Genomic DNA, 26,818 nt, shown 5'->3' on the forward strand with positions numbered 1-26,818 from the left:
CTATTCAATCGCTTAACTTGGAGGCGCTATTATGACCACCGTCGAGCAGTACAAGGTGTTTAAACTCGAGCTCACGGGCACCGCGGCCGGCAATCCCTATGTCGAGGTCGAGCTGTCGGCACGGTTCGCCCGCGCAGATGGCCAGGACAGCTTTGAGGTCCATGGCTTCTACAAGGGCAATGGCTGCTACCGAATTAACTTTATGCCCGAGAGCGCCGGCGTCTGGAACTACGCGGTGAGTTCCAACGACCCCGAGCTCGATGGTACCGCCGGCTCTTTTGAGGCCGTGCCTGCTACGGGCGACAACCATGGTCGTGTGCTGCTGGCAAAAGACGTGCTTGCCCACGACGCTCCGTTCATTACCGACGAGGATTCCAACTTTGCCTACGAGGATGGAACGCGCTACCTGCCCTTTGGCACCACTTGCTATGCCTGGACCAACCAGGATACGGCCTTGCAGGAGCAGACGCTCGAGACGCTCGCCACCTCTCCGTTCAACAAGATCCGCATGTGTGTCTTTCCCAAGTTCTACGACTATAACGTTGAGGACCCGGCGATGTATGCCTACGAGGGCGAGAAGGGCGATTTCGACCATTACCGCTTCTATGAGCCGTTTTGGGAGAACCTTGAGCACCGCATCGAGCAGCTCGACGAGCTGGGCATCCAGGCGGACCTCATCGTTTTGCATCCGTACGACAAGCCCGAGGACTGGGGCTTCTCTCGTATGACGCGCGAGGAGGATGTTTTCTACCTGACGTATGTCGCCCGCCGCTTCTCGGCATACAAGAACATCTGGTGGAGCCTTGCCAACGAGTGGGATCTTATGCCGTGGAAGCCGGCCGAGGACTGGGATCGCTATGCCCGCATCATCATGGCGAACGACCCGTATGGTCATCTGCGCAGCATCCACAATTGCCGTGAGATCTTTGACCACAGCCATCCGTGGATTACGCATGTGAGCTACCAGAGGTGCGACCTTAAGAACACGGCCGAGGACGTTACCACGCTGCGCGCGCAGTATAACAAGCCGGTTTTGATCGACGAGGTCGGCTATGAGGGCAACATCAACTGGGGTTGGGGCAACCTGACCGCTCAGGAGCTCGTGCGTCGTTTCTGGGAGGGCAGTTTACGTGGCGGTTATGTGACCCACGGTGAGACCTACGTCGACCGCGGACCCAAGCTGTGGTGGGCGCACGGCGGCAAGCTCTACGGCGACTCGCCCGAGCGCATTGCGTTCTGCCGCAAATACATGGAGGCGCTGCCCGCGGGTATGGATTGGGTGCCTGATGAGATTGGCGTGATCGACGGTACGTTTACCTGGGACGTTACCTGCATGGCCGATGAGATGGGCCAGGGCTCCGATGACGTGCTCATGTACTTTGGCTTTAACCGCCCGGCGTATCGCGAATTTGAGGGCGCCGAGGGCGCGCGCTATACCGTTGATGTGATCGACACCTGGAATATGACGGTGGAGACCTTGGAGGGCACCTTCGAGGGCAAATTTAGGATCGATCTGCCGAGCCGCCAGTACATGATGCTGCGCGTGCGCACGGTTGAGGCATAAACGAGTGAGCAAGGGCGTCGGCAATTGAATCGGATGGGAAACGCTATGAAGGAATTCTTTGGTATCGATGTGGGCGGCACGGCCGTTAAGTGGGCTGTCCTGGGCGAGGATTTCTCCGTGCGCGTGCGCGGGAGCCTGCCTACGGGGTTTACCTCGGCCGATGAGACGGTTGCGGCATTGATTTCGCTCGTAGAGCCGTATCGCGAGCGTGTGAGCGCCGTGGGCGTGAGTGCGCCCGGCGGCATCTACGAGGGAGACCTTGACGGCACCATCCATCGCGGCGGAGCGCTCACCTTTATGGACGGCTGCCCACTCGGTCGCCTTATGCGTGAGGCGCTGGGCATGCCCGTGGCCGTCAACAACGACGGTAAGTGCTGCGCGCTCGGTGAGTACGCGGCGGGCGCCCTGCGTGGAACCCGCTTTGGCGTGGTGCTTGCTATCGGCACGGGCATTGGCGGCGGCATCGTTATCGACGGCAAAGTCTTGCGCGGCGCGCATTGCTTTGCGGGCGAGTTCAGCTTCCTGCGCAACAATGTACATGCGCGTGGGGACTGGGGGAACTTCTTTGGCGGCACCGGCGGATGGCGGACGCTCCGCGATATGGCCGTTGCCGAGAAAGGACTCCCTGCTGACGTTCCCGTCGACGGACGCCGTGTGTTTGAGTGGATCGCCAGCGGCGACAAGGCCGCGCAGCGTGCGCTCGACCGCTATGCCCGCATGTTCGATGGCCATCTGATCAATCTGCAGGCAGTGCTCGACCCCGAGGTCTTTGTCATCGCGGGCGGTATCTCCTGCCATCCCGAGCTGATCGATGCTCTGCGTGCCCAGATGCCCGCGGCGCTCGAGGGTTACGAGGGTCAGCTCGCCGGCATTCCCGTGCCGCAGATAAAGGTGGCGGAGCTTGGCAACGATGCCAACCTTTACGGCGCCGTCCAGGAGGCCATGCGCCTACTGTAACTCATCGGGCATGGTCGTTGGGGACGTTCTTGTTTGACTAGTCGTTTAAGAACGTCCCCAATGACTACCAGAACGAGAGTGGATAATCTCCCATTTTGAGCCTGCATACAGGCCAAAAACGGGAGATTATCCACTCTCGTCATTTGAGTGTCCAATAATCCTCGCTCGTTGTTACTTGAGTCCGGGGAGGCGGGTGTAGGGGAACGAGCGCTCTAAGAACTCGGAGCAGCGGGCGTAATCTTTGGCAAAGTAGCTGCTATAGAGCGAATCGAGTACGTATTGCACGGCGATATGGCTGGCGAACTGCGTGATGCGGTGCGTCATGCTCTCGTGGTCGCTTACCGTGAGATAGGCGGCAAAGCCGGGGTGAATGCGGGCACAGTACGGCGTGCCGATGACGATGACCGGGACATGTCGACTGCTAAGGATCGGCAAGATCTCCTTGAGGTTGGGGGCAAGGCCGCTGTAGGAGATGACGATTGCCACATGGTCGGGACCCGAGGCGAGCGCCGTGCGCACCTGCGCCTCGACGCTGTCGTGGCACGTCGCGCTTTTGCCGGCGGAAAGCAGGCGATCGCGGAACATTCCCGCTGGATACAGGTTATGCGAGCCCGTGTAGATGTCCACGGTGCCGGCGCGCATGATGAGCTTGGCGGCGTGGTCGAGCTGTGCAGGGTCGAGCAGCTCCTGCGTTTCGGCCAAGGTGGTCTGGTAGAGCCCCTCCATGCGCTCCATCACCTGCGCAGGGGCGGAGGTGGCATCGAAGGGAAAGTTGATGTCCACGTCGCGCCGGTTGCCCGCCTCGGTCGCCTGGCGGATGAGCTCGACCTTGAGGTCTTTGAATCCCTCGAGGCCGAGCTTTTTGCAAAAGCGGTGCACGCTCGCGACCGAAACGTTGGCGCACGCGGCAAATTCCTTAATGGAAAGCCCGCGCACATCCTCGCCCATGGCGAGGGCCGTTCGCCCAAGTTGTTGCTCGGTGGGGGTGAGGCTTTTGCCCTGCGTGATCTTTCGCCTGATATCCATATGGCTCCTATGCGTTTGCGTCGCGATAAACCAATCATAGCGATAAATAAAACGTTCGGCTTGGCTGGGAGTTTTGGTCCGCCGGTCTATGAACGACGGACCGCTCGACGCTGTGCGGGCTCAACATAGGGGCGCTGTCCTTGTTGGGCCGTTTGCGCCCGGGGCGTTACCCGAGCACGCGTACGGGCCCCAAGAGACCGCTGGGCTCGGAGGGCTCGGCCATGCCGAACACGTCGGGGACGGCGTGGTCGAGGGTGTTGATGATATCGATCGTGAGCGCGTGCTCACCGGCTAAAAGTGCGGCGGCCTCAAAGCGGTAAGGCGGACAGATGCGGGTGCCGAGGGATTTGCCGTCGAGGGTGACGGTTGCGGTCTCAAAGACCTCCCCAAGGTCGATGACAGCGCGGCTGGCCGCTTCGCCCAGGACAAAGGAGGCCTGGTAGCGGAACGTGCCGGCCTTGCCGGGGAACTCGGCCGAGGAAAGGTCGTGCAGGTCTGCAAGCTCAACAGACTCGCCAAAGGCATCGGTACCAGGGGCAGAGAAGGCAACCGCCCAGGGCTCGTCGACGCATGTGGCTTCGTCTCCAGCAGTTGCCGCGCCGGCGGAACCTGTAGCCCCAAGGACCACGATGCAGCTCTCGTAGGGAGCCAGCTCGAGCGTGCCGTCAAAGGCGGCGGGATCGGTGCCGTTGAGCAGGTCGAGGCGCGCGCCTGCAACGGGTATGCCGTCGGCAAGCGCAATCTGAGTGGAGATACCCTGCTTGGGATGCTCGTTGACGAGCATCAGATAGGTCTCGCCCGCCCGCTCGTAGCGCAGTGCGCGCAGCCAGGGCTGGGACTCGGCACAAACCACGGTCTGCATACCGGCGTCGGCAAGCGTGCCTGCGAGCTCGGCGGTTGCCAGGAGCTTGATGCCGGCGACCGCGGCTGCATCCACGGAGGCAAAGCCCTCGCGGGCTGCAATATCACCGTCGTAGCGCTTGCTCGGCAACTCATCCAGCGCGTACACGGCAACACCTGCGGCTGCGGCGCGCGCGGCAAAGTCGAGCACGGCTCCGCCGACAAACTCGGCTCCGGGCATCACCAGGCAGCGGTATGCCTGGCCGTTCACGCCAAAGCCGCTACCGTCTGCGGCAATTTCAACGGCATAGCGCCCTGCGTCCTCAAATGCCTCTGCCGGCACGATGTCAAAGTCGACCTGCGCGCGCATAAGCTCGGAGGCGGCATGCTGCATAAAGTTCGCCTCGCCTGTCCACTCGGCGTCCGCATGGTAGAGAAGCGCCACCGGGGTCGTTGCGCGCCCGCCGCTCAGCAGGCTCGCCGTACGGTTCATGTAGCTCATGAGCTGCCCAAAGTGTGCAAACTGGGGGTTTTGGCCATGCGCATAGAAATGCGGCGGGCAGTCCCAGTCGGGGAAGGCGGCCATGCTAAAGGCATGCGGCACAAACCAATTGACGCCGCGCACCAAAAAATGATCGGCGATCCACTTCATCTCGCGTAGGCCTTCGTGCCATCCAAATGCGCCAAAGACCTCGGCCATGCAGCGCCCCTGCTTTTTGGGATCGAGGTGTGCTGCCGAGGAGCCCAGCTTGGGCAGCACGTAGTTATAGAACTCGAGGTCCCACACGCCGCGTCCGTAGCTGTGAAGGCCGCGGTCCATGCCGGGTACCAGCTGGTTGATCACGATGTCGACGCCCGCCATGTCCTGACCGCCCACGGCGCGGAAGTAGTGCCCGGCGCCCACGCCCAGGCGCGCGTGGCAGTCCTTGTCCTCGATAACGTGGCCGATGTACTGCACGCCGCGCGCGCGGCACCAGTCTCCGAGCTGGTCGCAGAAGCACTCCTTATAGAGGGTGCTCGCGATGTCCATATAGACGTGGCGTACGTGCGCGCCGGCCGGCTCGCGGTCCCACAGGTGCGGGAGCTCGGCCAGGTAGCGCTCGCCCAGTGCCGCGCGTAGGCGACGCTCAAGCTCGGCCGACCAGGGTAGGGGCGCGGTGACCTTGCCGATGAGCGTGTCCGAGATGCCATCGGGGCCCGTGGTGCCCTTCTCGTTGGCAAATCCGGGCTCATCGGAGAAAAAGCCCAGGATCGTCTTGCCAAACTCATCGCCCAGATGCTCAAAATGCGGCTCGTAGACAGCATCGATGAGCTGCGCCACCGAGGTGCGGTCGACCATATTGATGTAGTCCTCGTTGTAGGAGGTCTTGCCGCTCGTGAACATCACGCATGCCTGCGTGAGGCCCGCAGGTGCATCGAAGACCAGGCGGCTGGGGTTGCCGTCTGCATCGTCGATTACTCGGTAAGCGACGTCGACGGGGCTGCCGTCCTGCATAAATGTCACGCCGTAGAAGCGCTCCGTTTTGTCGAGCATGTTGGCGAGCGCGATGTTCGCGGCGGACGTGGGGCCCACGATGTCGAACGTGCGGTGCGTGAGCACGATCTTACGGAGCTCGGGCACGGCCTCCTTGACGGCGCCGTTGGCAAAGCCCGTGGGGAAGTGCGCGTCGTCCAAGATCCAGAGCTTAAGGCCCAGCTGCTTGCACTCGTCAATGACAAAGCGCAAGTCGCGCCACCAGCCCTCGCCGCAAAAATCGGGGTGTGGGCGGCTTTCGAGACAGACCTCGTGGATGTCGGCGCCGGCGATCTTTTCCAGATACTCGGCAATGGTCTTATGGCTCTCGCCCTTCATCCACAAAAACGGAAGCACGTGGTTGTCGTATGTGCCCTCGAGCACCTGCTGATAGTACGCGGTCATGGATCCTCCTTGGCTCGATCGATCTGCTGCATAGCACAGATTATGGACGCGTCGGCGCGTTCTGCTAATATCTGAATCACGACGAACTATGACCAAATCAACGATTGGCAAGCCATGGAGATCGACGAGCTCGAGCGTAGGCTCAGCGAACTGAGCACCAGTGAGATCGCTTATAAAGACGGCATGGCATTTGATTGGTCGATTATGACCGAGCATGTCGAAATCGACGGACGTCCAGTGCGCAAGATTGGGCAGCCAGGGTTTGCCTATGCCCAGCCCGGCATGCCGCGTGGCCTGACGATAAGGAAAAACTCGCGCTTTAATGCAGTTCCCGAGCACGTGCATGATTACGTGGAGCTGAGCTATGTGTATCGCGGACGCTGCCCGCAGACGGTGGCGGGGGAGAGGCTCGAGTTGCGCCGCAACGAGGTGCTTTTGCTCGACGCCCTTTGCCCTCATGCCGTGGCGGCGCTCGGCGAGGACGACATCATGCTGAGCATGACCGTTTCACGCTCTTTTTTGCGCCGGAGTCTCGAGTCGAGCCTCTCGCGCGAGAGCGCGGTCTCGCGGTTTTTGTTCAACGCGCTCAACAGCGAGACGGACCATCGGGGCCATGTCCGTTTTTACTGCGGCGAGAGCCGTCGGATTCGGCGCTACATGCAGGAGATGCTCTGCGAGCTGTACGACCCGAGCCCCAACGGTCCCGAAATCGTCTTGCGTCTGTTTCAGCTGTTTTTGGCCGAGCTCATGGATTGCTACGAGTGCGAGCTGGTGCGCGGCGCGGCGGACGGCGCGGCGGGGCCCACTGCCCTGGTGACGGGAATGCTCGGCTATATCGATCGCGAATTCGCCGCGTGCTCCCTCGAGGGGATGGCGGCGGAGTTTGGCTTGAGCCCTAATTATGCGACGGCGCTCCTCAAGCGGCATGTGGGCAAGACCTTTAGGCAGCTTGTGCAGGAGCGACGCCTGGTGCGTGCGGCCGAACTTCTGCGCGGTGGCGCCACGGCCGGGGCGGCCGCGCATGCGGTGGGCTATGAAAACATGAGCTTCTTCTACAGTAAGTTTCACGACAAGTATGGCTGCACCCCCGCGGCATACCGCCGGTAAGCGCGGGGCGGATCGTCTTCGCTCCTTCGGTGTCAAAAAGTTTCAGCTGCAGCGCTGTTGCAGCGCGCGTCTGCGAAAAGAAGTGTCCAAATCGGCGCCTTCGCCCTGGCCTGGAGCGACTCGGCGGCATACTCGTTTCATCAGCAACACGCATGAGCGAGGAGGCACTTATGGGATTCCCCGAGGGTTTCTATTGGGGTGGCGCTACCGCCGCCAATCAGTTTGAGGGCGCTTGGAACGTGGACGGCCGCGGTCCTTCCGTCGACGACCATTTTTTGGGCGGCAGCTACAAGGAGCCGCGTCAGATTACGATCGACATCGACTCCGACCGCTTCTACCCCAACCATGACGGCATCGATTTCTACCATCACTACGAGGAGGACATCGCGCTGTTCGCCGAGATGGGCTTCAACATGTTCCGCATGTCCATCTCTTGGAGCCGCATCTTCCCCAACGGTGACGACGCCGAGCCCAATGAGGCAGGTCTCGCCTTCTACGACCGCGTCTTCGACTGCCTGCGCGCTCACAATATCGAGCCGCTCGTGACCCTGTCGCACTACGAGATGCCCTATCACCTGGTCGAGAAATACAATGGCTGGGCGAGCCGCGAGCTCATCGGCTTCTTTGAGAAGTACTGCCAGACCGTCTTCGACCGCTATCAGGACAAGGTCAAGTTCTGGCTCACCTTCAACGAGATCAACTGCGGCACCCAGGACATGGGTAACCTCTTTGGGACCAGCATGATCCAGGGCTTTGAGGGCCCGGCTTCGGCGGTCCACACCACGCCGCAGACCCGTATGCAGGCCCTGCATCACCAGTTTGTCGCCAGCGGCCGCGTCGTGCGCTATGCCCACGAGCACTATCCGCAGTTTAAGATGGGCAACATGGACTGCTTCATCCTCTCCTATGCCGCCACGTGCGATCCGGCCGACGTGTTCGCCACGCAGCAGGAGATGAATACCATGAACTGGTACTGCTCCGACGTGCAGGTGCGCGGCAAGTATCCGTTCTATGCCAAGCGCTTCTGGGCCGAAAACGATGTCGAGCTCGTGATGGAGGACGGCGACCTGCAGGATATCGCCGACGGCAAGGTCGACTTCTACACCTTTAGCTACTACATGTCCGGCACCGTGGGCACCCACAAGGATCACGAGATGACCGAGGGCAACATGACCTTTGGCGGCAAGAACCCCTATCTGGAGTCCACCGATTGGGGCTGGCAGATCGATCCGCTGGGCCTGCGCATCGCCCTCAACGAGATTTACGCCCGCTACGAGATTCCGCTGATGGTGGTCGAGAACGGCATGGGCGCCTACGACGAGGTCGAGGAGGACGGCTCCATCCATGACCCGTATCGCATCGCCTACTTGCAGAGCCACGTCAAGGCCATGGGCGAGGCCATTGCCGACGGCGTCGACCTGATCGCCTACACCTGGTGGGGCCCCATCGACCTGGTTTCCGCCGGCACGGGCGAGATGCGCAAGCGCTACGGCTTTATCCACGTCGATAAGTACGACGACGGCACCGGTACCTACGAGCGACGCCGCAAAGACAGCTTCTACGCCTACCAGAAGATCATCAAGTCCAACGGTGCCGAGGGCCTGGCTTAATCGACAATATGAGTGCCACCGGGAAAAGCGTTGGGATGGGCTCGCGATTCGAGTCCCCACCTTAGCATTTGAACCATTTGGCACTATAATCACCATAGGCATGCGCATAACGTTGCGCTTAATCAAGAGGAGAAAACGTATGGGTCTGTTTGACATGTTCAAGAAGAAGGCTGAGCCCGCGGCTGCCGCTGCTCCGTCCTCCATCTCTGCTTCTGCCGGCGCCGACGTGCTGTGCTCGCCCGTCAAGGGCAAGGTCATCAAGATGGCCGACGTGCCCGATCCCGTCTTTGGTGGCGAGGTTCTGGGCAAGGGCTGCGCCGTGTGGCCCGAGGACGACCTGGTCTATGCCCCCTGCGACGGCAAGGTGACCGTCACCATGGGTCACGCCGTGGGTCTGCAGTCCGATAATGGCATCGAGGTCCTGGTGCACGTTGGCGTCGATACCGTCAACATGAACGGCGACGGCTTCGAGGGCTTCGTCAAGGCCGATGACGTCGTGAAGGCTGGCCAGCCCATGCTCAAGATCGACCGCGCCAAGATCGCCGCTGCCGGTTATAAGGACTGCGTCGTGGTGGCCGTGTCCAACACCGCCGAGTTTGCCGATGTTGAGCTCGCCGTCGAGGCCGACTCCGCTGTCGCCGCCGGCGATGCCATCGTCAAGGTCGTCCGCAAGTAAGCTGCGGCATCCAAAGGGTGTGCAAGGGTGGTCGGGTTATCCGGCCGCCCTTTTTTAATGGACTGAACATTGTCAAGTTGCAAAGCGGCCCTGCCTCTCGCGGGGCTACCGCGGGAAGCAGGGCGCATCTATCTTCAACCGACATGGCGATGCTTGAGGGGGAATCCGGATTAGTTCGGATAAATCTGACAATGCGTATCCGCGCCATGAGCTGCGATTCCTTTCTTCATATGGTCTGAAAATGCAGCGAATGGCCGTCTAGCTCGGATAAATTCAAAGCGAGTTATCCGAGGGCCCATCCCTTGTTCTCGCCCTTGGGCTCGTAATGGATAACGCGGTCCTTTCGCAGCTTGCTGAGGAGGTTTTTGACCTTGTTCCGTCTCTGCTCATCGTTCAGCTCCGATGAGAGCGAGGGGAAAACGACTGCGTCGATGGTGGAACGGTCCGCGTGCCCGTGTTTCTTCAGATAGTCGGTGATGAGGGCGCAGCAGTACTCGTCGGACTGCCCGCGGGCTTTAATGTATTCCGCGCGCGTGCCGGTTGCCTCCGCCACCTCAGCCGCCACCCTGAGGTGCGGTCTCCTCCCCTCCACAAGCCCCTTGTTGCGAAGGCGCCTCAACGCGGCGTCAGAGATGGGATGGCCCTTCTGGACCCGATCGAGAGCGAGCACGTCTTCGAACGGGAGCTCGGTGTCCTGCATGAGCAGTCTCGTGTAGCCCTCGTCGACTACGCGCCCGTAAATGGTCAGCTTTACTTCTCGGGGATCGCTCAGGTCGTAGTCGGGCAGGGGAAGGTATCGGTTGGCCTGTGAGCGGTTCATCCGCTCGATTCCGTATCCGAGATGGTCGATCATATTCAGCTGCGTCATCGCCTGGATTAGGGTCGGGTTCCGGTAGCTCCTGGGCATGTGCCCCTCTAGCGCGTACTCGTCGGGGGCGCCCTCGAAGAAGGAACCGACGCTGGTAAACTCGAGTCGGTCTGGGTATTCCGTGACGCTGACTCTCGAGTGTCTCGTGTAGTCCTGGTGCGCTATACAGTTGTGCATGGCCTCGAGCACGCTGCCCTGGTCGTACTTCTCGACCTCCCTCTGGATCAGCTCGCCTGGGGGTAGGAGCCGAATCTTTATGTTGCGGATTTTCGAGTAGAGTCGTGTCGTGGAGAGAACGAAGGGGATGCCGAAGTGCTCGTAGGCGTGCTCCTGCCCGACGAGCTTCCAGGTGAGCTCGGCCATGAGGGGAGAGAGTAGGTAGGACGCCTCCGGTTTACCGAGAAGGAGGATGCAGGCGCGCGTGATGCCGCGTTTCGTAACGAGGCCGGCGTGCCTGAGAAACTCCTCGTTGGTCCAGGACTCGATCGTCTCGATGGGGATGCGCGAGGCGTTGTGCTCGGCGAATCCCCTCCTGGCGACGGCGATTGCTTCCGGCGAGAGGTCGGAGAGTTCTGCGTCTTCGACGGTCTGTGCGGTCCAGTCCATCAGGTGGCTCTGGGAACGGATCGCGTCAATCTTGTCGAGAGAGAGGGGTTCAGTATTCTCTCCAGCGCGGCCGTACCAGTGCCCTTTCCATGCAATCGGTATTCCCTTGGGGGCGGAGGGGATTTCGAACATGAGGACCCGGCCATTCGGATGAGCGACCGTCCTAACGCTTCGAAAGGTGATGCTCGGATCGGTGTCGTCATTTATCTGACGCTTGAGGGTATCGATGCGCTTCGGGTCGGTGCCGTATCCTGTTCCGACGACCACCCTGGTCTTGTTCTTGACCCCGAACACCAGCCACCCGGATTTTGTGTCGACGAGGTTCGCCTCGTTGCTCAGGGCCGAGACATAACGACCGATCCTGTCGGTATCGAAATCATTGCTCGCCTCTTTGAACTCAATTGTTTCGTTTTCCCAATTGGCTATGAGGGAGTCGAGCAGCTTGAGGTTGTCTTCGTTCGTAGATTCTCTGGGCACGGGAGTCTCCAAAAAGTAAGCGGTTTATCCAATTATAAGAAAGATCGAGGGCTTAGCGACGAAGTTGCCAATCAAGGTCAATCAGGGGGGGGGTCGAAGGCGCGCGCGGAGATGCTTCTGGTGTGGACGTCGAGTCCGACGGCTGTGACATAATTGGACATGGCTGACCCCTCTCTGCCACATGCGGCGCGCTACCGTGGTTGCCGGTACGACCATTGTCGTCCGACCCACGATAGGGCTACACTGGGAGGGGCCCAATGTCCAACTCATATCGTCTAATGGGCCGAGCAGGCGCATTTTATTGCAGAGGGCTTGCTTTGCGGTCATTCGTTCGTCAAATTGAGCCGCCTGCGCTTTTGTGGCGGAGGGCTTTGGGCCGAGCCGTTACCATGGGCTTATCGTTTCGACGTGCGCTGTTCGGGGAACTCAGCGCCGCCTGTTTGGAGGAATGTCATGAAAAAGAAGCTGCTGCTTGCGCCCCTGATGGCTGTAGTGGTTGCATGTGTGTTCGCTCTTTCCGGTTGCGGTAGCCCCACGGTCGAGCAACTTATTCGCGAAGATCTGACTGCTCAGCTTGATGAGATTAAAAATAACGATGAATCATTTCTGGATGGCCTGAATAAGGTCGCAGGGAAAGAGTTTAAGAGGGTCGGAATTAAAACCGAGGAATACGTCAAGAGCTACCTCGAGGATTTCGACTATAAAATCGAAAATATTGTGGTCGATAAAGATAAGGGTACCGCCACTGCCGAAGTGACTATTACCTGTAAGTCGATGAATCAGATTCAAGGGGATTTTGCCACCAAATACCAAGAAAAGGTTGCCGCTCTTGATGGTTCGCCTTCCGAGGACGAGTTGTACAAGATGGCCGGCCAAGTGATGCTCGATGTGACCAAGGCCGCCAAGCCCAAGGACACCAAGGTCACCTTTAAGTATTCCGCCAACGAGGACAACGAGTGGTCTGCCGACGATTCCGCAACCACCGAGATGATGAACGCGATGATGGGCTAGGGGAGCTACGCGCTGCCCAAGACGAACAATCCGTCATTTAGAAAGGCGAGGCATGGCCAGAAGGTTATGCCTCGCCTTTTTCATGCCAGCTTGTTCGTCCTGGACTTCGCTCGCTGTTCGTCCTTTACCCGCGGCGCTGCCGTTGCTGGTCCCTTGCATCGGCGTTGCGTTGGGCGGTTGGGAAAATGCGATCCAGTCGTTGGGCATCTTAAAGATAGTCGGCTACTGGGTATTTCCGTTGACGGATTTATAGAGAGTTGCGCCGTTGGATTCGAGAGTGACGATACAGGTGATTTCATCGATGCCATTGTCTTGCCCGATTGCCTGAAAATCGCTGCTCAGCCCGTCCATTCCATCCGTTACTGACTGAATTGCTTCTTTGACGCTTGGGTCTTCGCTATTCCATGCTGCAGACAGGACTCCGCTTGGATCGGAGAAGGTGACTGTATAGGAAAGGTCATCTAGGTTGTCCCCGTAATAGCATTCAATGTCGGGAACGCCTTCCCAGATAGTATCCATGGCGAGGTCCAGCGCGTCGTATGCCTCGTCAACAAAATTGTCCCAGTTGTTTGCGATTTCTTGCTGACGGGCAAGCGCTTTCGCTTCTTCCAGGCGGTCCTTTGAGTCTTTGTACGAATCGGCTTTTTTGTAATAGCCCACTGCCTTTTCGTAGTCCTCGCCATCATAGAGTTCGTTGGCATATAGATAGCACGCCTCTTTGTAACGCTTTGCGCTTTCGGGGATTTTATCGACGATAGGCTCAATCGTGTCGATAGCGTCTTTGTAGTTTCCCTTTTTCAGCGATGTCATTCCTTGGCACAGCTGGGCGCGATCCGAGGCGTCTTTGTAGTTGGTATCGCTAAACAGCTGCTGTGCTAGCGCGTAATTGCCTTCATCGAAAGCGGCTTGGGCTTGAGAATATTTGACTCGGGGGATAACTACTGCAAATACGATTGCCAGCACCGCAATAATGCCAATCGCCGCGACGACGAAGGTCTTAGAGGGCATGTATTTGTTTGTGCTTTTAGGTGCAGGAGTTGCAGCCGAGTTATTATCCGTCGTTTTGTCAGGGGCATTCGATTCCATTGTCTTTCCTTTCGAGATGCCGGGTTATATGGAACGGGGAAGCTGTTTAGCGGATGACGATGGTCTTCTCCTCTCCGCCCAGGGTCAAATCGACCGATAGGCTGCCCTCGCTGATAGCTTTTTCGGGAACATACGTATAGACGAACGCGTGGTCGGGCAAATTTGCGTCAAGATACGTGTGGCTGTAATAGAGCCACATTTCGTTGGCTATGTATTGCATGGTCCAATCCGTATAGTCGTTACCTTCGTAATTAGCAACCAGGTCGGTGATGGCGTAATCGTCAACCGGCAACTTGTCGGATGTCAACGCGGTCACGTCAAACTCAAGCACCAAAAACGCGTGGCCGTCTTCGGTGGTCCAATATGTACGGGATTTATCCGATTCGAGCTTGTCGCTTACCGTAGCCGATGTCAGCGTGATGCTCCATTGTTCGGTTTTGACGCTTTGGCCCACGGCAAATTGCTTTTTGAGCTCGTCAAGCTGCTTTTCTGCGTTGTCCAGGACATCGGTCAGCCCGACAAGCTTCTGCTGCTTTACGCTGAGCTCGTTATAGGCATTTCTGGCATCGACAATGGCCGCCTCTTTCTCGAGTGTGACCTCTCCAATCGAAGCGATCTGTTCGTTGACCGTGGCGGCAGTCAGCTCGTCAAGCTTCTTCTCTGCGGCCTTGAGCTCGTTTTGGTTTTCGACTTTCGACTGCTGTCTTTCGTCGAGGTCGTTGTAGGCGCCTAGCGCTTTCTCGACGACGGGTGCCGATTCGAGCGATACATCGCCGATATCTGAGATCAGATCGATAACGTGTTGGGTCGCCTCGTCGGGACCACCGATGGAGCAGCCGGTGGTAAACGGGGCAAGGCATATCGCGATGGCCAGCATTCCGGCGGTTACAGTTTTTTTAAGGTTTACCTGCATGTAGATCATTCCTTTCGTGTCGAATTAATAGCCGACGCTGGATAGGCCGTAGGCTATCTGGTCGGGGGTGAAGCCCTCGAATTCAAGCTGGTCATATAGCTCCGAGCGGGACATATCGAGATTGCCGAGATACTGTTGAGCACTTTGGGCACACTGCTCGCGCCAGTCTGCTCCGCAATGCTCGATGGCATAGTCGATTTCGCTTGAGGTGTAACCTTCAAAATCCAACTGGTCGCGCAGGCCGGACTCGGAGAAGCCGCCTACATTGGAGAGATATGACTTGGCGTCTCCAAGCGCATTTCGTTGTCCCAGTGTTGCCGAGGAGCCGCTGCTGTATGAAGAATCGCTGTCGAAAGAGCTATCTGAGTCGTCGAAATCGCTGTCGAGACTGTCCGGAGCTGAATCATCAGCCACGGTCTTATCCTTGCAGAAAACAAAGATGTTGTCCGTATCGTGCTTGAACATTACGACGGCGAGCGAGCTTGCATCCATGGGATGGTCGAGGCCAAAGAACCAGGCGGCGGCGCTGGCGTCATCCATATAGAGCGCAAGTTTGTATACCGTGCCACCATCGGTGTCTTTATCGTCGCTTATGGTGCATGTGCCGTCGGCTATCTCTTCGTCATCGTCGGCAATTGTGGCATCGCCAGATGCATCGATGGTGAGTGTCACGGTGGTGTAGTCGCCCCATTCAAGGTTATCGGCACCGGTCGTGCTCATCGCGACTCCGTACCATGTGCCAACGCACCATTCTCCAGATAGCGGCCCTTGCGGCTGCGGTTTTGAGGCGATGGTCGGCTTGTTGCCCGGGGTCATGGAGATGCCGACAATAACGGCGACGATGGCAGCGAGCGCAAGAGCGATGATGATGACGCGCTTTTTATGGCGAGCGGGGTGAGGGGCATCACACTGCTGGGCCTGCGGCGGCTCAAGGTTGACCGGATTAGGCATCGCAGGCTCGCCTGCCGGCTCGCTTGTTCGGGCCGGGTCGTCCTGTCGAATCGATTCCGTCGGTGTATTGGGAAGGTCATCGGGCTTGGCGTCGGCCGAATCGATCGCCGGGTCAAAAGTCTCCTGGGCTTCGTCCCCCGCAATGGGTGTCGGGGCTTTGTCGGGGCTGTCGTCGACTGCCGTTTTATGGCCGCAGTTGCTGCAAAAGCGTTGACCCTCTTTGAGCTCGTTGCCGCATTTTGGACAGGTGCCGGCCATGTCGCTCTCCTTTGTTTTGGCTATAGGGTGGACTCGTTTTGTGACTCCGCAGGTGTGGTGGCTTATTATTCGCCGTCTTCGGCGAGCTTCGCTTCAAGATTGTCTTGTGATATGCGTTTCATGGTTATTGAGTCGCCCGAATCGTTCCCTATAGTTATCGTTTCGGAATCGAGCTCGACCACGCTTTCTTTTGAATTGATGGTCATGCTCGCCTCGTTTTTGCCGGTAGGCTTCCACGTAAACTCGTCTTCTTGGGCAGGATCGCCGTAAAGATAGAGGGTGGACATGCCTGTTCCGTCATCCTTGAACTCGAAGATGATGCGCATGCCATATGCTTGCAGGGCTCTTGCGGACGCGTCGCCTGCGCGGGTGAGTTCATAGCTGCCGACAAGTGCCCTGGCGGTCTGTTTCTTTTCGTCGATGCAGCCCGTGGTGAGAGCCGCGGGAACGACAAGCATGCTCAGGGCGAGTGCCTTTGTGAGGCTGCGTCGGTTAAATACCGGTTCTGCTGGAGACGGCATGGGTCCCTTCCCTTCGAGTTCTATGGGAATGTCGATCATGCCCAGCATAACAATGAGGCCGTCCAATTTGTTGAGCAACAAATTGGACGGCCTCTAATGCCAGGTGAGCGGCAAATTGGTGTTGAGACCCCTTTTTTCCATTGATACATAGGGAGAGGATGACGTTTGTTTGGTGAGTTTATTAAGATGGGATCATGGGTAAATAAGAAGCTATCTGAGCGGTGGCCTCTTTGCTACTCGCCCAGAATCAGCGTCGCGAGTTCTTCCTGCGTGTCCACCACGTAGTCGGCGCCGGCGGCCTCGAGTTCGCCGCGACCGCGGAAGCCCCAGCTGACGCCCGCACTCTTAAGACCGGCGTTGTGGCCGGTTAAAACATCAACATTGGAATCGCCCACATAGAGCGTGGTCGCCGGATCGGCGCCCAGCTCTTGCATCACATGCAGCGTGACGGGCGCTTCGGGCTTGGGCGGAAACGCATCGACGCGGCCCTGTACCAGCGCAAAGCGCTCGGAACCAAAATACTTCTCGATAAGCGGGGCGGCCGAGACATGGTCCTTGTTGGTGAGCACGGCAAGCTGCACACCCGCGGCGCGCAGGCGGTCGAGCATCTCGATCGTACCGGCATAGGGGGCGGTGTGGTCCTCCTTGTGCTCGCCGTAATAAGCCCTAAACTCGGCAAGCGTCTGCTCAAAGGCGCGACCGTCGCCCGCATACTCGGCAGGCATAAAGCGTTCGACCAGCTTGAGCATGCCGTTTCCCACCTTGTAGCGGTACTCGTCTACGGCAAACGTGGGCCAGCCGTGCGTCTCGCAGGTATGGTTGCCGGCGGCCGCTAGGTCCTCGAGCGTGTTGAGAATGGTGCCGTCCAGGTCAAAGATCACATGGGAAAAAGCTGCTGCCATGGGTGCTCCTGCCGCTTGAGTTGTAAAACGCACCCCATGATACTGGGCATGCGTGCCGGGCATGTTTGGAATCTGAATATCTTTAATAGCCCCGAGCCTTTGTCGTTAGCAAATCCTCGGCAGCTGCTCTCCTACGAGCATGTCGAGGATACGGGTCGAGCCCCAGCCGGTGCGTACGCGCACGGCGGGGCGGGCGCCCTCGGCAAGCGGCAGCACGCGGCCGATAATGGCAGCGTTCTCTCCGTAGCGGGCGGCGCGCATGGCCGCCAGCGCGGCATCGGCCTGCTCAGCCGGCACCACGGCGACCATCTTGCCCTCGTTTGCCACCTGCAGCACATCGTAGCCGAGCATCTCGCAGGCTGCCTGCACGTCGGGGCGCACGGGCACGGCATCCTCGTCGACCTCCATGGCAACGCCGCTGGCCTGAGCAAACTCGTTGAGTGTGGACGCCAGGCCACCGCGCGTGGGGTCGCGGAAGCAGCGCGTGTCGGGCGCTGCGGCCAGTACGTCGGCGATCAGGTGGTTGAGCGGCGCGGCATCGCTTTCGATGGTGCTCGAAAACGCCAGACCCTCGCGTTGGCTCATGATGGCGATGCCGTGGTCGCCGAGTGTACCCGACACCAGGATGACGTCGCCGGGCTGACAGTTTGCGCCAGAGAGCGCCATGCCCGCGGGCACCTCGCCCACGCCGGCGGTATTGATGTAGACGCCGTCGGCTCCGCCACACTCGACCACTTTGGTGTCGCCGGTGATGATCGCCACGCCAGCCTCGCGCGCGGTCTCGGCCATGGTCTGCACGATCTGGCGCAGCTTATCCATGGGATAGCCCTCTTCGAGGATAAAACCACACGACAGATAGCGCACGTTGGCGCCCGAGGTCGCGACGTCGTTGACGGTGCCGCATACGGCGAGGCGGCCGATATTGCCGCCGGGGAAGAACTGCGGCGAGACTACAAAGCTGTCGGTCGACATGGCGATGCGCCCGCTCGCGGGCAGCGCGGCGACGCCGGCATCGTTGCCCTCAAGCAGCTCGGGCGACCCAAAGGCATCCAGAAAGACCTCGTCGATGATGCGCTTCATCATCTGCCCGCCCGAGCCGTGGCCCAGCAGGACAGTGCTATTGGTGACACTATGGGACATATCGAAAACTCCAATCGTGGGAGGTGTCAGTGCGCGGAGGGCGTTCGGGCTAGACTCGGTAACGGTAGTACGCCGCGCAACTGCCCTCAGAGCTCACCATGCAGGGGCCGACGGGATGCTCGGGTGTACAAGCGTGGCCGAACAGAGGGCAGTCGCTCGGCGTAATGGCTCCGCGCAACACGTCGCCGCAGCGGCACCCACGTGGCTCGATTGTCGCTTCAACAGGCACGTCAAAGCGGGTACGGGCGTCAAAGTGCGAAAACTCGGGACGAATGACGAGGCCCGAGCCGGCAATCGGCCCCAGACCGCGCCATGTGGTGTCGCACGGCTCAAACACCTGCTCGACCAGTTGGCGCGCCACGGGGTTGCCGTTCGCATTGACACCGCGGCGGTAGGCGTTGTCGATCGCCGGCCTGCTCTCGACAACCATCTGGACCAGCATGCAAATACCCTGCAAGATATCGACCGGCTCAAACCCGGTGACTACGCCGGGGGTCTCGAACTCATCGACCAAAAACCTAAAGGGTGCCAGGCCTGTGATGGTAACGACGTGACCAGGCAGGATAAAGCCGTCGATGGTCGTCTCGGGGTCGTTGGAGATCGCACGCAGAGCCGGCGGCGTGGTCTTGTGAGCACAGTAGACCGAGAAGTTCTGGAGCCCGCGCGCGTCAGCCTCCAGGATAGCGGCGGCAATGGTGGGCGTTGTGGTCTCAAAGCCGACACCCATAAAGATGACCGGGCGTTCGGGATTATGCTCGGCAATGTCGAGTGCGTCGAGCGGAGAGTAGACGATGCGGATGTCGCGCCCCGCCGCCTTTTGCGCGGCAAGCGAGGTAGACGACCCGGGCACGCGCATCATGTCGCCAAAGGTGGTGATGATGGCGCCGTCCATCTTGGCGAGCGCGATTGCATGGTCGATATCGCGGTTGGCGGTAACGCAGACGGGGCAACCCGGGCCGCTTAGCAGTTTGAGTCCCGTCGGCATAATGGAGCGAAAGCCATAGCGTCCGATGCTCACGGTATGCGTGCCGCAGACTTCCATAAGGTTGATGGCGCGGTCGCTGACAAGCTCATGAATACGATCGATGAGCTCGCGAGCCAGCTTGGGGTCGCGAAATGCCGAAAAGTCGATACCGGAGCGAACCGGCTGCTCGGGCGCCACTAGTAAGCCTCCGCCGGGTTGATGGCCAACTGGTCTTCTTCGCCCAGTTCGGTCATGGCGTTAACCAGCTCGAGCGTCTCTTGTGCTTCCTGCTTATCGACAATCTGGATGCCAAAGCCGGCGTGTACGAGAACATAGTCGCCTACCTGCGCCGTCGGCACGAGTCTCAGCGAGACAGGGCGCTCGATGCCCATCATGTCGACGGTGGCCTTGAGGTCGTCGTCGCGTTTGACTACTTTACCGGGAACGGCAAGGCACATAATGTTCCCCTTTTATACGTTTTGCGCTGGATAGGCGCTTAATTACCCATCAGATGATGGTAGCGCTCGCGGGAGTCACGAGCAAACGCGTTACACCTGTGAGACGGCGGCGCGCAGGCTGGCAAAACAGCCTATCGCAACGCCGTCTGCGCGAGGCGAGCGCGAGCGATGGCGGCCTGACCGTAGGCGATGCAGCCGTCGTTGACGGGTACAGCGTGGGGGACCAAAACGGCAAGACCGACGTCTTTGAGTTCGTGGGTAAGGAGCTGAAGCAAAAGTCGGTTCATGAACACGCCGCCCGAGAGCGCGACGGTATCGATGCCCTCGCGCGCGCAGATTTCGCGTGCGATTCGTGCCGAAGAGCGCGCGATGGCGATATGGAACCCGAGCGCGAGCCGGTCGGCGGATTCTCCGGTCTCGATTCTGCTCAAAAGTGCCTCAAAAAGTGGCTTGGGGTCCAGAACGAAAGGGCTGTCCGAGGCAGCCTGGACAGTTAGTTCAGATACGTATTTTTTAGAGCGGCTCTGGGTGGCAAAAGTCGTCTGTGAGGACTCAAAATGGGTCGATTTGGGGCCTGTGCCGGGTGCGCTTGGCGCAAATAGGGTGTCCGGAGAGCCTTTTTTGGCAAAATCTGAGGCAAAAATGCCAGATAGGGGGTTAGTAGTTAATACGTATCTGAACAAACTGTCCAGCGACGTTGAGACGGATGCCGATACGCCCGCCTGATTGCCAGCGAAACGGCTGATTTCGCCGTCAAGCGCGCGCCAGGCGGCGGATTCGAGTTCTATGGCGGGTTCGCCCTCGTAGGTTGCCTTGTCGCAGATGCCCAGAATCGCTGCCGCGGCATCAAAGAGACGCCCCATGCTGCTGGTACGCGGGCTGTTGATACCGCGCTCGATCATGGTGGCTGTCACGCTGCGCGTTTGCTCGTCGAGGCTGTCCAAAAGCCGAGCGGTGCCTGGGTGCTCGAGTAGGCAAAGTTCGCTGAGCAGGGCAAAGGCGTTGCGTCGAGCGTCGCGTACGGACGCTACGCCACCGGGTAGGGCCCAAGTGCGCAGATGCGCTGCGCGCTCAAAGTCAGCAAGGTCGGCGACAAGAAACTCGCCGCCCCAAATGGTCCCATCGGTGCCGGCGCCGGTGCCGTCAAAGGCGATGCCAAGGACACGCGCGTCGGTTGTAAGCTGGGCCGCGGCGATAGCCTCGGCCATTACGCTTGCGATATGCGCATGATGGTGCTGCACCTCGACGAGCGACAGATTGCATTTTCGTGCCTGCTCGCGCGCCCACTGGCTCGATAGATAGCTGGGGTGTAAATCGCAGGCCAAGGCGGCGGGCGCCAAGTCAAAGAGATCTTCCAGGCGCGTGCGCGCGGCGTTCCAGGCATCGAAGGTCTTGCCGTTTTCGACATCGCCGATATGCTGCGATACAAAACAGGTAGCCTCGCCGTTCGTCCCTTCACGCGTGAGCGCAATCGTGGTCTTTTGCTGCGGGCCGCAGGCGAGCACGCAGGGTGCAGTGCCGTCACATGCCGGCAGCGGTAACGGCTGCGGAGCGTATCCGCGGGCACGGCGCACGGGCATAATGGCGCCGTCGACCACGCGCACCACGGAGTCGTCGTAGCGCGAGAGGATCGCGCGGTCGTTGCCGAGCAACGCGTCGGCGATGCCGGCGGCAACGAGGTGTTCCCAGGCAAGATCGTCGTCGGTCTCGATGGGCTCTTCGCTCAGGTTTCCGCTGGTCATGACAAGTGCGCGCATGCCGCGCGACGCGGTTGCGGCGAGCAGCAAATGCTGAAGCGGGGTGTAGGGGAGCATAACGCCAAGCTCGGGCAAGTCGTGCGTGACAGATGACGCGAGCTCGATGGCGTCGGGCGAGCCATGGGAGTCGTTGCCGGCTGCACGGCGGTGCAACAGCACAATGGGACGAACACTGCCAGCCAGCAGGTCGCGCTCAACACTATCGATATGACACAGACACTCGGCGTCGGCAAGACCGCGCACCATAACGGCAAGTGGTTTGTTGCTGCGGCGTTTGCGACGGCGCAGTTCGCGCACCGCTTGTTCGTTGGCGGCGTCGCATGCCAAGTGGAATCCGCCCAGGCCCTTGATGGCGACGATGCCGCCGCCGGCCAGCAGCTCGGTGCAGCGGTCGATGATTGCATCGCTGGCCTCGCGCGTGGAGCCGATAGCCGGCGTTGCGTCGACGGCCGCTGGCACCACGCCGCGATCCGCCTCACGCCACGTAATGTGCGGTCCGCACTCAAAGCAGGCATCGGGCTGCGCATGAAAGCGCCGGTCGAGCGGGTCAGCATACTCTGCGGCGCAGGTGGGGCACATAGGAAAGTGATCCATCGACGTGGCCGCTCGGTCATAGGGCAGCGAGCGGATGATGGTAAAGCGCGGCCCGCAGTTGGTGCAGTTGATAAAGGGGTAGTGATAGCGCCGATCGGCGGGGTCGAACAGCTCACGCAGGCAATCGTCACAGGTGGCGATATCGGGCGAAATGAGCGTGGTGTGAGCGGTTTGATCTTGCGATGCCACAATGCGAAAGCCCTGCTCATCGGCAGCGCCCCAGTCGCCAGGCTCCAAATCCGCAATATAGACATGCTCAACGCGAGCCGCCGCAGGCGCATGCTCAGAAAGCGCGGCAACAAAAGCATCGAGCGCATCGACCGGAGCGTGCGCCTCGATATGCACGCCGTCGCCTGCATTGAGCACCCATCCGCAAATGCCATGCGCCATGGCCTCGCGATACACAAACGGCCGCATGCCAACGCCCTGCACAATGCCCGTCACATGAATATGCACATGCCGCATGCGACCTTCCCTCATCAAAACCTACCAAAAAGGGACAGGTTTATTTTGGTAGGTAAAACTTCTAAATCTGCCAAAACAAACCTGTCACTTTTTGGTAGGTGCGCTACAGCCCCAGGCTCTGCCTGGTTGCGGCACACGTGAGCTCGCCGTGCTTAACGCCGCGCAGGCCCAGCAGACGGTCGGCCAGCTCGTAGACGCGCTCGCCGCGACCCTTAAGCGCCAGAATCTCCAAGCAGTTGTGGTGATCCAGATGCACGTGCATGGTCGATACGATCTCGTCGGTGTAGTCGTGCTGCACCTCGTCCAGACGGCGCGTCAGATCGCCGGTGTGATGGTCGTAGATCATGGTGAGCGACCCGATAACATGCTCATCGGGCGTGCGCATCTGCTCCTTGGCGATCGATGTGCGAATCAGGTCGCGCACCGCCTCGGAGCGGTTGGCCACGTCGCCGCGGCGTGCGATTTGCTCGTCAAAACGGCGCAGCAGGTCGTCGGGTGCGGTAACCGAAAAACGGACGAGCTCGGAGCCGGAGCCACTACAGTGGCAGCCCGCGTCACCGTCCGCCCCGTGCGGATGCTCGTGCTCGTACCCGCAGCCGTGCTCGTGTTCGGCCACCTTACACCAGCTTCACGGAGCCGACGGAGTTGTGGTCGGCCTCGATGGCCTCTTCGTAGCCCTCGAGTGCGTCGTGCGCCTCGTGCAGCGCGGCCATGGCGGCCTCGAGCTTGGCGCCGATGCGCTCCATGTTAAAATTCTCGGTCGCATGCAGCAGCTGATGGCTCCACTCGTGAGCGAGCTCGATGGTGTCGTCGACCTGCTTGACGCTCATGGCAAGCTGGCTCATGTTCATTCCAACATCATGCATGGGAAATCTCCTTTTGTATGGGGCAGTTCAGTGGTTCAGATTTTACTACGCCCGCTCTGCGCGCAGCTGCATAAGAAAACGGGTGCGAGTCTGTGCGGCCCGCACCCGTTCACTGGGGGCTGTTTGTGACTACCATACTATCCGTGGTCGCGGGCGCAGCACCCGGATCTCCGGCGAGCGGTGCAAAAGCGCTCATGGACGGCAGACAGACGGCAACATGTAACAAGCGTATTACAGGTGCTTCTCCAGCAGCGCCTGCAGCCTCGCCTTGGGCAGCGCGCCGACCGAGCGGTCAATCTCCTCGCCGTTCTTAAACACAATCAGCGTGGGGATGCTCATGACGCCATACTTCATGGCCAGGTCCTGGTTGTCGTCGACGTTGCATTTGGCAACGGCAAGCTTACCCGCCAGCTCGTCGGCAACCTCGTCAACGATGGGCGAGAGTGAGCGGCAGGGACCGCACCACGGTGCCCAAAAATCGACCAGCACGGGCAGGCTGTCGTTAACGACGGAATCGAAATTCTCGGGGGTAATCTGCTTAATGTCAGCCATGGTGACCTCCATAATGTGATGCGGCTCAGCCGCGTAAAACTCAGTACGACCGTGCTTATACCCAGCCGCCCGCAAAGCAACCACTCGCGGGCGGCTCTTTTATATAATGGTGGGCACGCAAACGATTGGAGAGCGCATGCCCACGTCACAAAGCCAGAAAAAAGAAGCCATCGCTCAGGCGACTGAGCAGGAGCTCGCGTCGCTTGCAGATCGCGGTGTGCGTATCGCGGGCAACGCGTGCTCGCCGATCGTACTGGTCAAAGGCGATTTGGACGAGGCCGAACGTTTGGGTGGCGAGCTTGCCGCCGGCCCGGATGGCGCGGCGTTGCGCAAGGCGCTTGGGGCCATCGGCTACGCGCCCGAGGATTTTTGCGTGCTGGCAAGCGTCGCCGGCGCGGGTGACGGAGCGGTCGCGGTGGGCGAGACTCTGCCGTGCGAGCTGTTCCGCGAGGCGCTTGAGGCCTTGGACCCCGAGGCGGTGCTACTGCTCGACAACAACGCGGCTGATGCCATGCGCGAGACCTACGCCGATATGCTCGTGGCGATCGATGACTTCGATACCGCCATGCTCAAGCCCGGCCTGGTCGCCCATGTGCAGGGCCGCCGCGTGCTCGCGCTCGACGGCTTTGAGGCGGCACTCGCCGACAAGGCCGCTAAGCAGCGCATGTGGGCCTACATTAAGCAGCTGACCCCGGCGGCTGCACCGCTGTAGCGAGGCTGGCGGCGGCCCCTACATCACGGCGCGCAGCTCAAACCGGTCGCCGTTAATGCGGAACTGGCAGTTGCCGTTCATGCGCTCGACGGCAAGTTTAATGCTCTTGGTGCCAAAGCCGTGCCCAGTGTGCTGAGCCACGGGCATGCCGTCGACCATGTGCGGCGCACGCCCAAACGTGTTGGAAACCAGCAATAGAAGCTGACCGTCTTCGTAGCGAAGGTCCAGGTCGACAAACCGCTTGCCTTCGGGGGCGGCGCTCGCCGCGGCGATGGCATTGTCCAGGGCGTTCGATACCACACTGAACAGATCGACATCGCCCACGTGGACGGTTTCGGGCACGGCGGCGCGCAGGTCGGCGGTGATGCCGTGCGCGTTGATGTCCGCGGAAAGCGACGAGAGCGCAATGTTGACCGTTTCGTTGGCGCAGTAGCGGCGCACGGCGGTGCGGTCGTTGGTCTCGCAGAGCGCGTCGATGCGTTCGAGTGCCTCATCGGTGTGACCCTCTTCGATCAGGGCCGCTAGACCGCGCAGGTAGTGGCGCATGTCGTGACGGAGAACCGAGAGCTCGCGTCCGGACTGGCGCCAGGCTTCGAGCTCTTTGATGGCCGCGCTGTCGCGGGTCGCGAGCATCCAGCGCTCGCGCTCGGCGATTTCCTTTGCCTCGTATTCGCGAAGGTAGACGGCAAGGAACATAAGGTAGAACGCGCAGAGGGCGAACGCCAAAAACTCAACGGTTACTACCGAGCCCGAGTGGAAGAGCGTGGTGTAGACGTTGGTGGCGTAGTCGAAGATGTAGTAGACGAGCGGCAGGATGAGCAGAATCTCCAGCTCGGCGGGGCTTTTGACCGCCAGGTGCGGACCGATGTCTCTGGCCCAATGCAGCAAGATCGCAAAGACGCCGAGCGTCGTGATGATGCGCGCCGCGTAGTATGCGATTTGCGAATCGGTGGCGGCGAATGCGGCGATGCCCATCCAGTTGCTAAACTGGCAGCTCAGGTAGGCACTGGTAACGCCCAGGATGGCGAGCAGCGGACTCAGGCGATAGCGTACGCACAGGTAGACGACAAGCGGCAGATGCACGACGAGTGGATAGGCCTGTCGGGCGAAAAGCTCGCCGCCGACGGCATTGGCGAGGCCGAATGCGCATCCGGTTACGGCGCCGACCCCCACCAGTTCGAGCGAATGGCGGCGGTTGATCTCGACACCGCACAGCGCCGCCGAGGCAAAGACGCCAAAGAGCAACGTCGTCGCATGGTGGATTGCCCAAAGTACCAGTTCTGCCGAGGAAAGCATCAGCGTCTCCCGCCCTCGAACCGCACCGCAAAGTAGGCGTCTTGGAATCCCTGCTTGCAGCTGCGCGCGAGCGGTATGCACGCGCCCGAGCGCATGACGATTTCCGTGCGGTTAAAGTGGTCGATGTTGCGCAGATTGACCTGGTAGCTGCGGTGGCATTTAAAGAAGGTCGCGTTTTGGGCCAGTCGGTCCTCGATGCTGCGGAATGGCTCGAGCGCTTCGATATCGCGGCCATCGCGCAGGTGGAAGACCACGTGCTTGTTGCGAGCCTCGGCATATTCGATATCGGATAGGCGCAGGGCATGGTAGCCAAAGGACGTCTTGATGACGAGCTCGTCGGTCGCTGCCGGACGCAGGCTCGACAGCTCGTCGAGCAGTTGCGCCAAGCGCTCGTAGGTCACGGGTTTGAGCAGGTAGTCGAAGGCGCGGACCTCGTAGGACTCAAGCGCGAATTCGGGCGATGAGGTCAGAAACACCAAGCGTACGGCGGTATCGGATTGGCGCAGCTCGCGGGCGGTGTCCATGCCGTTGACGAGCGGCATGATCATGTCGAGCATGATAATGTCGGCGCGCGATGCGGCATGGCGTGCCAGCAGGTCCTCGCCGCGCGTAACGAGCGCAACATCGACCGCCGTACCCGTCTCGGCAGACCAGCGGTTGACCATGCGGTGCAGGTTATCTAGAAAGGCGACGTCGTCGTCGCAGGCGATGATTTTGAGCATT

At 60.1% G+C, this 26,818-nt stretch carries 24 protein-coding genes; 7 read left to right on the plus strand and 17 right to left on the minus strand.

What is annotated here, in order from left to right; genetic code table 11:
* The first annotated feature begins 31 nt into the window (after positions 1–31).
* The gene (locus tag DXD94_RS04360; RefSeq protein ID WP_117763335.1) at positions 32–1,564 is read left to right on the plus strand and encodes a DUF5605 domain-containing protein; all 1,533 of its coding nucleotides are present in this window, start codon (positions 32–34) and stop codon (positions 1,562–1,564) included.
* A gap of 45 nt (positions 1,565–1,609) precedes the next feature.
* Positions 1,610–2,521 (plus strand): ROK family protein, encoded by a 912-nt coding sequence (locus DXD94_RS04365; RefSeq protein ID WP_117763336.1) that lies wholly within the window; start codon positions 1,610–1,612, stop codon positions 2,519–2,521.
* Positions 2,522–2,692: 171 nt separating this feature from the next.
* Here DXD94_RS04365 and DXD94_RS04370 read toward each other — a convergent pair whose 3' ends face one another.
* Entirely contained in the window at positions 2,693–3,547 is an 855-nt protein-coding gene (locus DXD94_RS04370) for a MurR/RpiR family transcriptional regulator (protein WP_117634523.1), read from the minus strand.
* Between the two features lie 166 nt (positions 3,548–3,713).
* On the minus strand, positions 3,714–6,305 hold the full coding sequence (locus DXD94_RS04375) for a glycosyl hydrolase (protein ID WP_117763337.1): 2,592 nt from the start codon (positions 6,303–6,305) through the stop codon (positions 3,714–3,716).
* Between the two features lie 114 nt (positions 6,306–6,419).
* Here DXD94_RS04375 and DXD94_RS04380 point away from each other — a divergent pair, with 114 nt between their 5' ends.
* The 3 genes from DXD94_RS04380 to DXD94_RS04390 all read left to right on the plus strand — a co-directional run bounded on the left by DXD94_RS04380 (position 6,420) and on the right by DXD94_RS04390 (position 9,698).
* The gene (locus DXD94_RS04380; protein ID WP_117763338.1) at positions 6,420–7,412 is read left to right on the plus strand and encodes a helix-turn-helix domain-containing protein; all 993 of its coding nucleotides are present in this window, start codon (positions 6,420–6,422) and stop codon (positions 7,410–7,412) included.
* A 170-nt stretch (positions 7,413–7,582) separates the two neighbouring features.
* Positions 7,583–9,022: a glycoside hydrolase family 1 protein gene (locus DXD94_RS04385; RefSeq protein ID WP_117763339.1), complete on the plus strand. Its 1,440-nt coding sequence runs from the start codon at positions 7,583–7,585 to the stop codon at positions 9,020–9,022.
* 139 nt (positions 9,023–9,161) lie between these two features.
* The gene (locus DXD94_RS04390; RefSeq protein WP_117763340.1) at positions 9,162–9,698 is read left to right on the plus strand and encodes a PTS glucose transporter subunit IIA; all 537 of its coding nucleotides are present in this window, start codon (positions 9,162–9,164) and stop codon (positions 9,696–9,698) included.
* 283 nt (positions 9,699–9,981) lie between these two features.
* On the opposite strand, the gene DXD94_RS04395 is transcribed toward DXD94_RS04390, so the two are convergent.
* On the minus strand, positions 9,982–11,649 hold the full coding sequence (locus DXD94_RS04395) for an RNA-binding domain-containing protein (RefSeq protein ID WP_117763341.1): 1,668 nt from the start codon (positions 11,647–11,649) through the stop codon (positions 9,982–9,984).
* Between the two features lie 453 nt (positions 11,650–12,102).
* Here DXD94_RS04395 and DXD94_RS04400 point away from each other — a divergent pair, with 453 nt between their 5' ends.
* Entirely contained in the window at positions 12,103–12,660 is a 558-nt protein-coding gene (locus DXD94_RS04400) for a hypothetical protein (RefSeq protein WP_117763342.1), read from the plus strand.
* Positions 12,661–12,882: 222 nt separating this feature from the next.
* On the opposite strand, the gene DXD94_RS04405 is transcribed toward DXD94_RS04400, so the two are convergent.
* The 12 genes from DXD94_RS04405 to trxA form a co-directional block, all read right to left on the minus strand.
* A complete protein-coding gene (locus DXD94_RS04405; protein WP_117763343.1) occupies positions 12,883–13,746 on the minus strand; it encodes a tol-pal system YbgF family protein in 864 nt (287 codons plus the stop codon).
* Positions 13,747–13,792: 46 nt separating this feature from the next.
* Positions 13,793–14,659 (minus strand): hypothetical protein, encoded by an 867-nt coding sequence (locus DXD94_RS04410; protein ID WP_117763344.1) that lies wholly within the window; start codon positions 14,657–14,659, stop codon positions 13,793–13,795.
* Between the two features lie 24 nt (positions 14,660–14,683).
* Entirely contained in the window at positions 14,684–15,868 is a 1,185-nt protein-coding gene (locus DXD94_RS04415) for an Ltp family lipoprotein (RefSeq protein WP_117763345.1), read from the minus strand.
* A 65-nt stretch (positions 15,869–15,933) separates the two neighbouring features.
* Entirely contained in the window at positions 15,934–16,470 is a 537-nt protein-coding gene (locus DXD94_RS04420; RefSeq protein WP_117763346.1) for a hypothetical protein, read from the minus strand.
* A gap of 152 nt (positions 16,471–16,622) precedes the next feature.
* The gene (locus DXD94_RS04425; protein ID WP_117763347.1) at positions 16,623–17,291 is read right to left on the minus strand and encodes an HAD family hydrolase; all 669 of its coding nucleotides are present in this window, start codon (positions 17,289–17,291) and stop codon (positions 16,623–16,625) included.
* A gap of 105 nt (positions 17,292–17,396) precedes the next feature.
* Positions 17,397–18,431, minus strand: a complete 1,035-nt coding sequence (hypE, locus tag DXD94_RS04430; protein WP_117763348.1) for a hydrogenase expression/formation protein HypE — start codon at positions 18,429–18,431, stop codon at positions 17,397–17,399.
* A gap of 49 nt (positions 18,432–18,480) precedes the next feature.
* Positions 18,481–19,593: a hydrogenase formation protein HypD gene (hypD, locus tag DXD94_RS04435; RefSeq protein ID WP_117763349.1), complete on the minus strand. Its 1,113-nt coding sequence runs from the start codon at positions 19,591–19,593 to the stop codon at positions 18,481–18,483.
* Positions 19,593–19,853, minus strand: a complete 261-nt coding sequence (locus DXD94_RS04440) for a HypC/HybG/HupF family hydrogenase formation chaperone (protein WP_117763350.1) — start codon at positions 19,851–19,853, stop codon at positions 19,593–19,595. The genes hypD and DXD94_RS04440 overlap by 1 nt, the downstream gene beginning before the upstream one ends.
* A 131-nt stretch (positions 19,854–19,984) precedes the next feature.
* Positions 19,985–22,669 carry a carbamoyltransferase HypF gene (hypF, locus tag DXD94_RS04445; protein ID WP_117763351.1) on the minus strand — a complete coding sequence of 895 codons (2,685 nt, stop codon included), beginning with the start codon at positions 22,667–22,669 and terminating at the stop codon, positions 19,985–19,987.
* Between the two features lie 103 nt (positions 22,670–22,772).
* Positions 22,773–23,285, minus strand: a complete 513-nt coding sequence (gene nikR, locus DXD94_RS04450; protein WP_117763352.1) for a nickel-responsive transcriptional regulator NikR — start codon at positions 23,283–23,285, stop codon at positions 22,773–22,775.
* Position 23,286: 1 nt separating this feature from the next.
* Positions 23,287–23,535, minus strand: coding sequence for a hypothetical protein (locus DXD94_RS04455; protein WP_117763353.1), 249 nt, complete (start codon positions 23,533–23,535; stop codon positions 23,287–23,289).
* Between the two features lie 231 nt (positions 23,536–23,766).
* The gene (trxA, locus tag DXD94_RS04460) at positions 23,767–24,087 is read right to left on the minus strand and encodes a thioredoxin (RefSeq protein WP_117735375.1); all 321 of its coding nucleotides are present in this window, start codon (positions 24,085–24,087) and stop codon (positions 23,767–23,769) included.
* Between the two features lie 136 nt (positions 24,088–24,223).
* On the opposite strand from trxA, the gene DXD94_RS04465 reads away from it, so the two are divergent.
* The gene (locus DXD94_RS04465) at positions 24,224–24,799 is read left to right on the plus strand and encodes a hypothetical protein (RefSeq protein ID WP_117763354.1); all 576 of its coding nucleotides are present in this window, start codon (positions 24,224–24,226) and stop codon (positions 24,797–24,799) included.
* 18 nt (positions 24,800–24,817) lie between these two features.
* Here the strand turns inward: DXD94_RS04465 and DXD94_RS04470 are convergent, their stop codons facing one another.
* Together DXD94_RS04470 and DXD94_RS04475 are read right to left on the minus strand one after the other, a co-directional pair.
* Positions 24,818–26,095, minus strand: coding sequence for a sensor histidine kinase (locus DXD94_RS04470; RefSeq protein ID WP_117763355.1), 1,278 nt, complete (start codon positions 26,093–26,095; stop codon positions 24,818–24,820).
* Positions 26,095–26,817, minus strand: coding sequence for a LytTR family DNA-binding domain-containing protein (locus DXD94_RS04475; protein WP_117763356.1), 723 nt, complete (start codon positions 26,815–26,817; stop codon positions 26,095–26,097). Before DXD94_RS04475 ends, DXD94_RS04470 begins: the two co-directional genes overlap by 1 nt.
* Position 26,818: the final 1 nt, after the last annotated feature.

The sequence above is a fragment of the Collinsella sp. TM10-22 genome (assembly GCF_003466125.1).
GTDB lineage: Bacteria > Actinomycetota > Coriobacteriia > Coriobacteriales > Coriobacteriaceae > Collinsella.